The sequence below is a fragment of the Campylobacter sp. P091 genome, assembly GCF_002138935.1.
GTDB lineage: Bacteria > Campylobacterota > Campylobacteria > Campylobacterales > Campylobacteraceae > Campylobacter > Campylobacter devanensis.
The window spans coordinates 12,121-25,084 of sequence record NZ_MJKZ01000003.1; the positions used below are offsets into that span (position 1 = coordinate 12,121).

At 30.9% G+C, this 12,964-nt stretch carries 14 protein-coding genes; 7 read left to right on the forward strand and 7 right to left on the reverse strand.

The genetic code is table 11. The features are described 5' to 3' along the window. From CIGNP91_RS03750 to CIGNP91_RS03765, 4 genes are all read right to left on the reverse strand, one after another. Entirely contained in the window at window positions 1–1,752 is a 1,752-nt protein-coding gene (locus CIGNP91_RS03750; RefSeq protein WP_086244971.1) for a Na/Pi cotransporter family protein, read from the reverse strand. Further along, complete coding sequence (locus CIGNP91_RS03755) at window positions 1,752–2,468, reverse strand: EI24 domain-containing protein (RefSeq protein ID WP_086253422.1); 717 nt, start codon at window positions 2,466–2,468, stop codon at window positions 1,752–1,754. The genes CIGNP91_RS03750 and CIGNP91_RS03755 overlap by 1 nt, the downstream gene beginning before the upstream one ends. Beyond that, window positions 2,465–3,160: a dUTPase gene (gene dut, locus CIGNP91_RS03760; RefSeq protein ID WP_086253423.1), complete on the reverse strand. Its 696-nt coding sequence runs from the start codon at window positions 3,158–3,160 to the stop codon at window positions 2,465–2,467. Before dut ends, CIGNP91_RS03755 begins: the two co-directional genes overlap by 4 nt. A 96-nt stretch (window positions 3,161–3,256) precedes the next feature. Beyond that, window positions 3,257–3,790 carry an ATP/GTP-binding protein gene (locus tag CIGNP91_RS03765; protein ID WP_086238739.1) on the reverse strand — a complete coding sequence of 178 codons (534 nt, stop codon included), beginning with the start codon at window positions 3,788–3,790 and terminating at the stop codon, window positions 3,257–3,259. Window positions 3,791–3,891: 101 nt separating this feature from the next. On the opposite strand from CIGNP91_RS03765, the gene CIGNP91_RS03770 reads away from it, so the two are divergent. After that, window positions 3,892–4,299, forward strand: a complete 408-nt coding sequence (locus CIGNP91_RS03770; protein WP_086253424.1) for a hypothetical protein — start codon at window positions 3,892–3,894, stop codon at window positions 4,297–4,299. On the opposite strand, the gene CIGNP91_RS03775 is transcribed toward CIGNP91_RS03770, so the two are convergent. The 3 genes from CIGNP91_RS03775 to CIGNP91_RS03785 are packed head-to-tail and all read right to left on the reverse strand — an operon-like array spanning window position 4,291 to window position 8,140. Beyond that, window positions 4,291–4,671, reverse strand: coding sequence for a response regulator (locus CIGNP91_RS03775; RefSeq protein ID WP_086224856.1), 381 nt, complete (start codon window positions 4,669–4,671; stop codon window positions 4,291–4,293). The two genes, CIGNP91_RS03770 and CIGNP91_RS03775, sit on opposite strands and share 9 nt — an antisense overlap. Next, on the reverse strand, window positions 4,668–7,487 hold the full coding sequence (locus CIGNP91_RS03780; protein ID WP_086253425.1) for a hybrid sensor histidine kinase/response regulator: 2,820 nt from the start codon (window positions 7,485–7,487) through the stop codon (window positions 4,668–4,670). The genes CIGNP91_RS03775 and CIGNP91_RS03780 overlap by 4 nt, the downstream gene beginning before the upstream one ends. After that, window positions 7,484–8,140, reverse strand: a complete 657-nt coding sequence (locus tag CIGNP91_RS03785) for a hypothetical protein (protein WP_086224854.1) — start codon at window positions 8,138–8,140, stop codon at window positions 7,484–7,486. Before CIGNP91_RS03785 ends, CIGNP91_RS03780 begins: the two co-directional genes overlap by 4 nt. Window positions 8,141–8,294: 154 nt before the next feature. Between CIGNP91_RS03785 and rpmH the strand changes: the two genes are divergently transcribed. From rpmH to mnmE, 6 genes are all read left to right on the forward strand, one after another. Beyond that, window positions 8,295–8,429, forward strand: a complete 135-nt coding sequence (gene rpmH / locus CIGNP91_RS03790) for a 50S ribosomal protein L34 (protein ID WP_086224853.1) — start codon at window positions 8,295–8,297, stop codon at window positions 8,427–8,429. 8 nt (window positions 8,430–8,437) lie between these two features. Then, on the forward strand, window positions 8,438–8,770 hold the full coding sequence (rnpA, locus tag CIGNP91_RS03795) for a ribonuclease P protein component (RefSeq protein WP_179187537.1): 333 nt from the start codon (window positions 8,438–8,440) through the stop codon (window positions 8,768–8,770). 78 nt (window positions 8,771–8,848) lie between these two features. Further along, complete coding sequence (yidD, locus tag CIGNP91_RS03800) at window positions 8,849–9,190, forward strand: membrane protein insertion efficiency factor YidD (RefSeq protein ID WP_086253426.1); 342 nt, start codon at window positions 8,849–8,851, stop codon at window positions 9,188–9,190. After that, the gene (yidC, locus tag CIGNP91_RS03805) at window positions 9,184–10,755 is read left to right on the forward strand and encodes a membrane protein insertase YidC (RefSeq protein ID WP_086253427.1); all 1,572 of its coding nucleotides are present in this window, start codon (window positions 9,184–9,186) and stop codon (window positions 10,753–10,755) included. The genes yidD and yidC overlap by 7 nt, the downstream gene beginning before the upstream one ends. Then, window positions 10,751–11,656, forward strand: a complete 906-nt coding sequence (locus CIGNP91_RS03810; protein WP_086253535.1) for a Jag N-terminal domain-containing protein — start codon at window positions 10,751–10,753, stop codon at window positions 11,654–11,656. The genes yidC and CIGNP91_RS03810 overlap by 5 nt, the downstream gene beginning before the upstream one ends. Next, window positions 11,653–12,963, forward strand: a complete 1,311-nt coding sequence (gene mnmE / locus CIGNP91_RS03815; protein WP_086226318.1) for a tRNA uridine-5-carboxymethylaminomethyl(34) synthesis GTPase MnmE — start codon at window positions 11,653–11,655, stop codon at window positions 12,961–12,963. The genes CIGNP91_RS03810 and mnmE overlap by 4 nt, the downstream gene beginning before the upstream one ends. The last annotated feature ends 1 nt before the right edge of the window (window position 12,964 follow it).

A 12,964-nucleotide genomic window follows, 5' to 3' on the forward strand; every position in this document is an offset into this window, starting at 1 on the left:
TCACGCAGTTATACTTTCATTTAATGATTGATTGTGATGATGTGCAAATATCATCTCAGCAACCTTTAGCATACCTTTAGTTATATTCTTCATCAGTGCCGTATCATTCATAAGAGAAGTTGCCATTTTATTGGTAATTTTTTTATTTATGATTAGCACATCAAAGTTAAACTCACTATCATATGCATTGTAAATTTTGCGTAGATTTTTTATTTGAGCTTCTAACTCATCTATATCTTTAATGCTTGCAATATTATACATAATGCGAAGGCACTCTAACATCTCAACTCTTAATCTATCATACTCTTCTTTGGCATATTGGTTAGAACTAGTGATATATTTAAAGACATTTGGTTGAGTATTTTTCATATCCTTTAGCGTCTCAGCCATAATTAGTGCTGCATGCCTAATATCCATAAATTTACTTAACTGTTCAGGTTTTGCATTGGTTCCAGCTAATATAGCGTAGTCGATGATTTGACTATAAATCTCTTTAAATCTATTGTTATATAGTTCATCATAATCCATTTTAATTGGAGTTTGGCGTAGCTTTATTATATCTTTTGCTGAAATATCACTATTTTGGATATCGCTGTTACTTATGCTAATAGCTTTAGCTATAATGGAGTTTGCATTAGAATAAAGATGTAAAAGCTCCTTGCCAAGTACTTCAAGCGCACTATCAGGGAATTGCAAAGATTTCTCATCAAGATATTTAGCACTATCGATTTTACTTCTTTTGCTTGAGTCTTTCATATATTTATTTAAAAGTTTTTCCATAAATGGAATAAGCGGGTAAAATATAATAACCCCTAATGCGTTAAAATATGATAAGAATACTGCTAGTCTAAGAGTGTAATCATCATCTGCGATTCCAAAATATGTACTAGTTACATCAGTAATATACATAAAAGGTACGATTAGTATAACGCTAATAATTGCGCATGTTACATTAAATAACACATGAGCAACAGTGAGCTTTTTACCCTCCATATTTGCATTTAAGGAGCCAATAATTGCCATCACAGTTGAGCCGACATTTGAGCCAATGGCAATACCAACAGCATTATCATAGGTTATCTGTCCTGCACTTAGTGCTGCTAAAGCTAGAGTAAGAGATGCGTGCGAGCTTTGGATTAATACCGTAACTATAATTCCTACAAAGGTATAAACAATCAACCCAGCCATTCCAGACATCGCAAATTGCGATAGATCAATGCTATCTTTGATATGATCAAAGCCGCCTTTCATATAAGATATTCCAAGAAATAAAAGACCGATACTAAATAAAAAATATCCAAAACCTTTAATTTTTTCAGTTTTATTTACCATGCATAACATACCTATAACTATTAAAGGCATAGAGTAAGCAGCGATATTTACCTTTAGACCAAAACCAGCCAAAAACCAGCCAGTAGTAATAGTGGCTAAATTTATTCCATAAATGATAGCTAAACCTGAGGCTAATGTGATTAGCCCAGCACTTAAAAATGATATTGCAAGAACGCTAACGAGACCGCTTGATTGCATTACTGTAGCGCTAACTGCACCAAATAAAAAGCTTTGGAAGTTTCTTTTTGTCATTTTTTTTAAAAATTTATCTAGACTTGCCATCATAGAAAAACTTTTTTCTAATACACTCATAGCATATAAAAATATACAAATTCCAAAAATAATAGTAAGAAAGCTTTGGCTAAGATACATTAATACGCAGGTTAAACCAATAAAACCAAAAAATAGAATATTTTTCATTAAAATCCTCTTGAATTTTTCTCTAACAATATATGACTTAAAAATATTACAAAGAATATTTGTAAAAATAGTCCAACAAATGGCACTAATGTTAGAATATAAAATAGTACTGAAGCGCTAAAAAATTTAACCCCACCACCTTTTTGCATATCTATTTCAAAGATTAAGCTATCAGAAGTATTACTAGCTATATCAATGAGCATTAGGCGATAAAATAGATAAAAAAATGGTAAATTTAGAATAAATAAATTTAACACAGGAATAAATAAAAGGGGTATACATATTAAAAATATTAGAATAAATTTAATAATCGTAATACCAATTAGCTTAAAAACATGCATATTACTAGGTAGTGGAGTTGAGTTATAACCATAATACTTATCGTTTATATATTTAACTACATATGGTGTTAAAAATCCAGTTATAATACCTGCAATTGCTACACTTAATAAAATAGCTAAAAATATACTAATTAGATAAAATGATGAAGTTATCATAAACTGCACAATGCTAAGAGATAAAAGCCACGCTATAAATCCATCTCCATTAGCATATGCTTCAATGCTAGGACGGGCTAAAATGCTAAAAACATCACCGCCAAAATATATCACTAACCCAATCAAGCCGCCAAGTGAAATAAAAAGCGGCAAAAATGAAAGTGCTAAAAATCTAAAAGTTAAAAAGTCGCTCAGCGAGCGTTTGATTATACTATTCATTTGATATTTTGGTAGGCAGTTTTAAGTTTAGCGTAAATTTCATCTACGCTACTAGCGCTATTTTGTAAAATTTCATTCATCACAGCATTATCCTCTACACCATTCCAAATTTTTATATAGCTTCCATCTTTATAGCCGTGATCTTGACGGAATTTATTTAAAACATTTTTGCCAATATAGATATTAAATAGCTTTTGTAAATTTACTCCACATTTTAATGAAACCCTAAAATAATCTCTTAAAAGGTCGAAGAAATTTATATTAAATCCACTGCAGCGATTTATAATTAGCTCAGTATCGTTTATAATTTCATAGATACTATACTCTTTTATATTATATGGCTCTTTACAAAACTCATTAAATCCACTAGTTGATACTATATCATCAGTTAAATTATCAATATCGCCAAGGGAATTTATCTTATACTTCTCTAGTCCAAGACTCATAATAAAGTGCCAAATATCAACAATTTCAATGGCAACATTATCTACATCTAGTGGAGAATTTATAGCCTTCCAATGCTTCCACGCAAAGTTATCAATTAGCTCAGCACACTCCATATAAATGCAACGTTTCCAGCTAATTAATTTACCATCTTTAGTATGCCCCATCTCCCAGCCAATACCATTAGTATCATCATTTAATTGCTGTTGGAGATTTAACATCTCTTTTATTAAATTTCTATACATCATAATATACGCCTTAAAATTTTAAATTTAAGATTATACAGTAAATTTGTTTAATTATATATGAAATTTGGCCTAAAAAAGCTTGCTAAAGTAGCAAGCTTATGCATAATAATTTAGATTATTTTGCGGTTTTAGCATATTTTCAAATAGCTTTTGAGTCTGTTCTAGTAGAGATTTATTTAAGTTGTTATTTTTAGTTTTATGTTCTTTTAGCATCTCATCAAACATATCTAAAAGTGAACTTTTTAACTCTATTTTAGCATCATCGCTATTTAAATTTGGTAACTCTTTTTTGAGTGAATTTGCAATATTTGAGATAGTTTCATCGCTAAAAGGTTCATTTTCTTTGATATGTTTCATAAAATCATCAATTTTTGGGCGGAGTTCTTCTAGCGCTTTTGCAATCTCTAATTTATCTTGCTCACTTATACCATTTTGACTATTTAGCTCAAATTTATACCCATATGTATGGCGTAGATTTAGGCTTTGTTCGCTTGAATTTTTGGAGTTCTTGCTTGAGTAGGCTAACTCTTTATTATCATACATCGCAAGATTTATGGTATCGCCAGAGCTAGTTTTAAATGAGTAGTTAAACGCATTATATGAAGCGTTTGCGTAGCTGTTTGTAATCATTGAAAATCCTTAAAATTTTATAGTATATCGGTTAAAATGCGATATATTTTAAGCCAAATTTGGCTAAAATTAAGCAAAAATAGTGCCAAAATGGATGAAAAATGGATGAAAAAATAGCTAAATTTATAGATAGTCAGCATATTTTAACCCTTGGAGTAAATGGGAAAAGTGGCGCATATCTATGTAGTTGTTTTTACGCTTTTTTAAAGCCAAATTTAATTATTGTTGCTTTTGGCGATGATAGCTATCATGCTAAAGTGATTAAAAATGATAGTAGGGTTTTTATAAATATCGCCTTGCAAACAAAAATAGTTGGCAAAATTCAGGGTCTTCAAGCGAGTGGGTCTATATATCTAGTAGATAATGAAGTGGAGAAAAATGCATATATATCACGCTTTATTTATGCTAAGCTAATGAATTTAAATTTATATAAAATAGAGTTAAAGTGGCTCAAATTTACAGATAATACCTTAGGATTTGGTAAGAAAATTGAGTTAAATTTAGCTTGAATTATTGGCAACTTGCTTGATTAATTTACCTAGCGTTTTTTTACTAATTGGCTTTACAAGAAATGCAAGTACTCCAAGCTCCATTGACCGTTGACGAAGAGTTGCATCAGTGCTAATTACGATAATTGGAATATCTTGGAGATATTTGCGACTTTTAAAATTATGTAAAAATTCAAAACCATTTAATCTTGGCATATAGATATCTAAAAGTATTAAATTTATATCAAATCGCCTCTCTAAAATTTCCATAGCCTCAAGCCCATCACTTGCTGTAGTAATGCTAGAGATATATAAATTATCAGATAAAATTAGCTCTAAAAGCTTAATGCTTATTATATCATCATCAATTGCTAAAATATTTAGTTTTGTCATTGGATTAGCTCTTTTATCTGATTTTCTAAGTTAGATTTACTAATATTTGTGCTAATTAGCTGAGTAAATTGGGCTTGAATTTGTGTTGGGATTTTGCTGTTTGGTTCGATAAATAATACGACTTTACTCTCAAAATTATGCAGTTGAGAGCTATTTTTGATAATATTTAAAATTCTATTAGCATCAAAAAAGCTTGCTGTATAATCTATCAAAACCAACTTGTATGCTCTATTTTGCGTAGCCTCTTCAAGCTCATCAAATGAATCGACAGTATCTATCGTATGGCAGACTTTTGATAGTACAGCGTGATAAATTCTATTTTCCATTTTGCTCTTTTTAAATAATAAAATATCTCTTGTGCCATCTAATGCATTAAGTGGATCTTTATTACCAATACTTGCTAAGATTTCGATAATTTGCGATTTTAAAAGCGGCTTTTGTAGATAATAATCAAATAGCAAGTTTGTTTTATTAATTTGCTCTTTAGAACTTGATAACATTGCAATTATCGGTGTTCGTTCGATATCCTTTTCATCTTGAGTACTAATGATATTTGTAGCAGCAATTAGCGCATTTTGTTTATCTAGTGCAATATCTGTAAAAATTGCATCATAATTATTAATTAAAGTAAGCTCATATAAGCTTTTACCATCATTTACTACATCGACACTGGTACAAATTTCTTCAAACATCTCTTTTGTTTTTTTGCTCTTATCATTTGTGCCTATTAGAATTTTTAGGTCATATTTTTGAGTTGATTTTAGGCTATTTAACAAGGCATTTATTAACGAGATTAAGCTAGGACTAAAGCCGTGATTAAGATCGCTAAATTCGATATCTTTTGAATCTTTTTCATTTTTAAATTTACCAATTGCTGGGCTTAAATTTGGCTCAACTATAACTCCAAGATAGTTTAAATATAAATTTATAATTTTTAAATTATCATCGCTTATTCCTTCAGGAATGATTGAAACTTTTGAACCTTTAAAAAGATTTGCATAGCTTTTATCTACATTTGAGTGGAGTTTTAAGGTTAGATCTAGACTAAATTCGCTTCCAATTTTTAGCTGGCTTTTGACATTAATTTTGCTATTTAGCATTTTAGCATATTGGCTAATAATACTAAGCCCAAGACCGGTTCCACCATATGTTTTAGTTGCATTTTCATTGGTATAGAAGTTATCAAAAATCTTGCCTAAAGCATTTTGAGCAATACCAATTCCAGTATCTTTAACCATAAAGCTAAAGCTAATATTACCATTTGTGGATTGTAATTTTTTTACATACACAGTAATTTGTCCGCCACTTTGGGTAAATTTAATAGCATTATCGATTAGATTTATAGCGATTTGTTTAATTTTGTCTTCATCGCTAAAGACAGTTACCATCAATTCTGGATCGATGTAGTAGGTTAAGGTTAAATTCTTAGCCAAAAGTCTATTAAAGTAGGAGTTAATAATCTCATCAAATAGAGTATAAAGGCTAAAATCACTCTCATAAAGCTCGACATTTCCACCTTCAATTTTTGCCATATTTATGATGTTATTAATAGCTTTTAGTAGGTTTTGGCTGCTTTGTTCGATTATATCAATTAACTCTTTTTCATCTTTACCTAGTGAGCGGCTCTTTAATAGCTCACTAAAGCCTAAAATACCATTTAATGGCGCTTTAATCTCATGAGATATATTAGCTAGAAATGCTGTTTTAGAGCGGCTATCACTTTGGGCGATATCTTTTTGAGCGATTATTTTATCTAAGGCTTCATTTATAATTTTATGACCATTTTCTAAAGTTGCAGTTTGAGTAGATTCTAGCGGGTTGGTAGCCGATACGGATTTGATTTTATCGATAATTTTTGATAGGTTATCAATATTGGCTTTTATATAGTTTTTAGTATAGTATGATACTAGTGATAAAATTATACTAATAATCCAAACAATAAAAGCCAAAATAGAATCTATCCATAAATCTTTTTCAAATTCATCTAGCTCAGTTTTGATTTGAGAACTGATTACATCTTGTATTTGATATGAAAATTCTAATTCATCACTGATTAAATCATAATATTTTTGTGCTAAATAAATACTTGGTTCACCATTTTTAATCAACTCTATTGTAAAAGTACTTAAGTTGTCTATAGCTTGCTTATAATTTTCGCTTTTAAATATCGCTTCTATCTGTTTTTTTGCATAACTATCAGGTAAATAGCCGTAATTTAATCCATTATTTCTAATCAAATCTAGCCATAATAAAAGCTCTTGTGTATTAAGTGCTCTGTGATTAATGATATTAGCTACCAAATCACGCTTGGCACTAATTGAAATGCTATTAGAATAAGAGGATATAAATGTAAAAATAAATAGATTTAGCCTATTTGATAGATCATGTTCCCTCAGGTTAAAAATTTCATTTTTAATCAGCAAGTTTAAATCTCTAAAGTAGCTTAAAACTTCGGAGTTATTTAAATTTACATCATCTAGCGTGTAGCGAATTTGAGGTAAGGACTCTAAGTGGTTTAAAATCTCGTTTAAGCCTAGTTCGTTACTATGTAGCTGTTTGATATGTTCTATTGTATGGTCAGTAATTTGCCGATTGACATTTTTGCTATTAGTATCATTGATTATCATCTCTTTATCTAACTCTTTTGAGAGATTGGCAAGATCTAAAGCAATTGAAAATTCATGGCGTAGTTCTTTTAAATTCATACTAAGATTATATTGAAAAATTAGATACCAACTAGATATCAAAAATATTACAAATAGTGGCAATGTAGCAATTAAGCGTAAAATTCCAAGTAAGCTAAAGTATGATCTCATTGCATCTCGCTTTGAATTATATTTTCTATATTTGTTATAAAATTAGTATATTTATAAAATTCATCATTTAGTAGCTGTTCATCGCTAGTTGCTTGAATATTAATTAAGATTTCACAAAATTCGGTTAGTTTTAATTTTGTTGCTAGTTGGGCAAGCTCTCTTATAGTATCATTTGCATCAATTAGTAATAGTTTTGCTTCATATAATTTTTCATAGTTTTGACGGGCAAATTGGGTAAATTCTAGCATTCTACGCTTGAATTCGGTTGCATCTAAACGGCTAATATATAAAATATCCCAAAGCCATCTATTTTTATCATTAACATATGATAGACGATTTCCATCAAATAATAATTTAACACTGTAATAATGTTCATTTACATCCTTTAAATTTACCACCTCTACAGCGATTTTTACACTCATTATATCGCCATTATCAAGCTTAATTTGCATATCTTGGATATTGCTTTGAGATTGAGAGATTATTAGGTCTATGTAGTGATTTTTAGCATTATATAGCGGACTAGTCTCTAAAAAATAGTCACTAATATCATTACAACTCCTAAAAAAATCCTCTGGAGTTAAAAAGCCAAAAAGCGAAAGTCCTTCGCTACTAATACCAATCATTTCATAGTTTTGATCATAAAGTATCATCTTAAATTCCAAAATAAATTTCTTGATTTTAGCGTAATTTGCTTTAGATTGAATTTAAATAGATATAGCTAAATTAAATTTATAAAAATTCAAAGCAGTTTAAGTAAAATTTAGGTAGAATCCAAAACTTAATTTTTACCTAAAGGAAAAGTTTATGAAAAGAACTTATCAACCACATAAAACACCTAAAAAACGCACTCATGGCTTCCGCGTTAGAATGAAAACCAAAAACGGTCGTAAAGTAATTAGCGCTAGAAGAGCAAAAGGTAGAGCAAGACTAGCTGCCTAAGAGCTAAATTGAAAATTAATAAATTTGACTCTATTAGCGATAGTAAAGAGTTTAGCAGAGTCTATCAAAGTGCCAAAAAATGGCATTGTGATTTAGCAGTTGTCTATTTTTTAGAGTCAGATACGAGTAGATTCGCCGCAGTAGCAAGTAAGAAGATAGGAAAGGCAGTTGTAAGAAATAGGGTCAAAAGGCTTTTTCGTGCTGCATTTTCCACACTTAGTAGTGATCTAAAAGATGGTATATATATCTTCATTGCAAAAAGCGGAGCAGATAAGGTGCCCTTTGATAAAATTTGCAAGAGTTTTAGATGGGCGTTAAAAAGGATGGACTCTATAAGATAGTGAGCGCTCTTATCCTTTGAGTAGATAATTTAGCGCTCTTTTTGTTCATTTTGATTGCAAATTTATAGGCGCAAATTAATGAAAATTGCTACTAGTTTGGTTATTTTTTATAAAAAATATATCTCACCATTATTGCCAAGGTCGTGCAGATACTATCCTAGTTGTTCTGAGTATGCTCTTTGGCAGCTTAGCCACAGCGGGATAGTCGCCTCTATTTTTGCCATTAGCCTTAGAATTCTGCGATGCAATCAACTCTTTAGAGGTGGCATAGATTATCCTATTATTAAGCGAAAATTTACGCCCTCTTATCTATTTTTAAAGCAGAGTTATGTAAAGCCAAAATTTTGGCTTATTCGGCATAAAAAAGATAAATTTTATTTAATAAAAGCATTTGACTTATCAAAGGAAAAGAAGTGTTAGATAAACTCTCAACCCAAAAAAGGCTGATAATAGCCACAGTTATATCTGTCTTATTTTTTATAGCTTATGATGCGTTGTTTGTCCCAAAGCCGTTAATTGATACAAATAAAACAGTAGAACAAAATCAAAGCGCACCAGCTACTAATTTAGCTAACTCTACGACAGATAAAGCAGCTATTGCGCCAAAACAAATTAGTAAAAATATCGCTACAATTGAAGGTGCAACTTATAGCGCTACAATTGATGAGCTTGGAAGAATTAGCAACTTTACACTAAAAGATTCTAAATTTAAAAATGAAAATGGTGAACAAATTTCACTTTTAAAACCTAGCTCGCCACTTCCGCTTGAGATTCGTTTCTCAGACACAGCTATAAATGAAAAAGCCTTTAAGGTTGCTTATACTGTAAGTAGTGATAAAATTGATGCTACTAAGTCCCCAGCCAATATTACTCTTACACAAAATTTAGATTCATTTAGCGTAGTGAAAAATTTAACTTTTCACCCAGATGGATCATATGATATTGATGTTAGGGTAAACTCAAATCACGAGTATTTTATCACTGCTGGATTTCGTCCAATTGTAGCAGTAGATGGATATACAGTTCATGGGGTTTTATTACGCAAAGAAGATGATAGTTTAGAGATTATAGAAGATGGTGATGCTAAGGGGAATGAAATATTTAGAAGTGTTGATCTTTTAGCAAATAGTGATAGATATTATACAACTCTATTTTATGATAATAAAAGATCAATGGAAGTCTTTATCCAAAATGATGCCGATGAGAATACCTTAAGCTTTGCTAGAAATATTGGAAATTTTAGCGCTAAAGGCTACATTGGGCCAAAAGATTATAAAACTTTAAAAGCTATTGAACCAAGTTTAGTTGATACTATTGAGTATGGTTGGTTTACATTCATTGCTAAACCTGCATTTTTATTACTTGATTGGCTATACTCGTTTATAGGTAACTGGGGCTTTGCTATTGTTGCGCTTACTATTATTATTCGTATAGTTTTATTCCCGTTAACATATAAGGGAATGGTATCAATGAATAAACTAAAAGAGTTAGCTCCAAGAATGAAAGAGATCCAAACTAAATATAAAGGAGATCCTCAAAAAATCAACGCCCATGTAATGGAATTATATAGAAAGCATGGAGCAAACCCAATGGGCGGATGTTTGCCGATTTTAATTCAAATTCCAATTTTCTTTGCTATTTATAGGGTTTTATTAAATGCTATTGAGTTAAAAGGAGCTGAATGGATATTATGGATTAACGACCTTGCAGAGCTTGATCCATATTTTATTTTACCTATACTTATGGGTATTACGATGTATATTCAGCAACACATCACTCCAACAAATTTTACTGATCCAATGCAAGAGAAGATTATGAAATTTCTACCGCTGATATTTACATTTTTCTTTATTACATTCCCAGCTGGTTTAACGCTTTATTGGTTTATCAACAATCTGTGTTCTATAGCACAACAAATGGTAGTAAATAAAATATTTGCTCGCCATAAAGCTCAAGAGATAGCGGAGAAACGCCATGAGCATTAGGATAGAAGCTAAGGATTTAGAGGCTGCTTATATAAAAGCAGCCAGCCAACTTGGATGCTCTACTATAAATTTAGAAATTACTCCGATTAAACCATCTAGAAAAGGCTTTTTTGGTTTTTTTCAAAAAGATGGACTTTTTGAAGTTGTAGTTAAAAAAGAGGCTGAAAAAAAGGCTAAAAAATCAAAACTAGAGCGCAGTGAAAGAGAGATAAAAGAGCTAAAACATCATACCCCAAAACCATTAAAGGCTGAAACTAGCAATAAAAGTGAAGATAAATCTGAGCTAAAATCTCAATCAGAACCAAAACTTCAATCTGAGCTAAAAACTGAAAATAGGGCCGAAGTAAGATCGGCTAAAGAACAAATAGCCAAAAAACCAGTACTAAATATCGACCACTCTATATTTGATTCATTTCATAAAATAGATGAAAATAAACCTTCTCAAGATGATATTTTATTAGAAATTAGAGCAGGACTTGATAAATTATTGATAGCAAGTTCATTTGATATTGAAGTAAGTGAACTCTCAATTTATGATGCCGATACTATATATATCAAACTTGATGGAGCTGATGCAGCGCTAATGATAGGCAAGGAGGGCTATAGATATAAGGCGATTTCATATTTATTATTTAATTGGATAAATGCTAGATATAATAAAGGAATTCGCTTAGAGATTGCTGAATTTTTAAAAAATCAAGAGAGTAGTATGGCAACATATTTAAGCGGTGTAATCGAAAGAGTAGAGCTGATTGGAAAGGCTCAAACTAAGCCACTTGATGGTGTTCTTGTTAAGATTGCCTTAGAACAGCTTAGAGATAGATTCCCAGATAAATATGTCGGAATTAAAAATAGCGATGAAGGCAAATTTATCGTTATAAATGATTTTCATAAAAAATGAATATTGTAGCACTTGCGACTCCGTATGGAGTAGGAGCAATCTCGATTATAAGACTTAGCGGCAAAGATGCTCTAAGCATTGCTGATAAAATATGTGGTAGTTTAACGCCTAGAGTTGCGCATTTAAAAGAGTTAAAAGATAGAGATGGCAATGTCTTAGATGAGGCTATTGTTATATATTTTAAGGCTCCATTTAGTTTTACTGGTGAAGATGTTGTGGAGTTTCAAACTCATGGTGGCGTAGTTGTAGCAAATTTAATTATAGATGAAATTTTAGCTTATGGAGCTAGGGTAGCTGACCCTGGAGAATTTAGTAAACGAGCACTACTAAATGGTAAAATCGATTTAGCTAAGGCTGAGAGTATTCAAGGATTGATAAATGCTAGAAGCGAAGGTGCGGCTAAAATTTTAGCTAGAGTTATGAGTGGTGAGCTTGGTTTATTTTGCGATACTTTGCGTGATGAACTAATATCAACTCTAGCTTATACTGAGACTTGTATTGATTATGCTGATGATGACTTGCCAGCTGATATAATGGAGCAAATTAAGCTAAAATTAAAAGAAGTATCATCAAAGCTAGATCACATAATCTCAATTTCAAATTCCAAAAAAGGCTTAATTGATGGCTATAAAGTAGCTATTATCGGTTGCCCAAATGTAGGTAAAAGCTCAATTTTAAATTCACTTTTAAATTATGAACGTGCTATAATTAGCGATACTCCTGGTACTACTCGTGATACTATTGAAGAGCAGATAAAAGTAGGCACTCATTTAGTACGCATTATCGATACCGCTGGTATTAGGCATAGTGATCATGATATAGAAAATATAGGAATAGAGTATTCTAAAAGAGCTGCTAATAGCGCTGATATAATTATTTGTGTATTTGATAGCTCAAGAGTTAGTAATAGTGAAGATATAGCTATTTTAGATTTTATCAATAGTTTAAATAAAAAGGTGATTTTTGTATTGAATAAATCTGATTTGGAATTTAAATTTGATCTTGATATTGATGGGATTTTGCTTAGCGCAAAAGATGAATGCTCAGCTTTAAAATTTGCACTTGAGAGATATTTAAACTCACAAGATACAAATGAGATAATGCTAAGCTCAAATCGCCAAATAAAAGCATGCCAAGATGCTAAAAATGCAATTGATAGAGCAACTGAGCTTTTAGATGAATCAGTGTTGGAGCTATTTGCTTATGAGATAAATAGAGCCATAAAAGAGATAGGAAGCATTACAAAACCACTCCAAAATTCTGAAATTTTAGATAAAATGTTTAGCAGTTTTTGTCTAGGAAAATAAA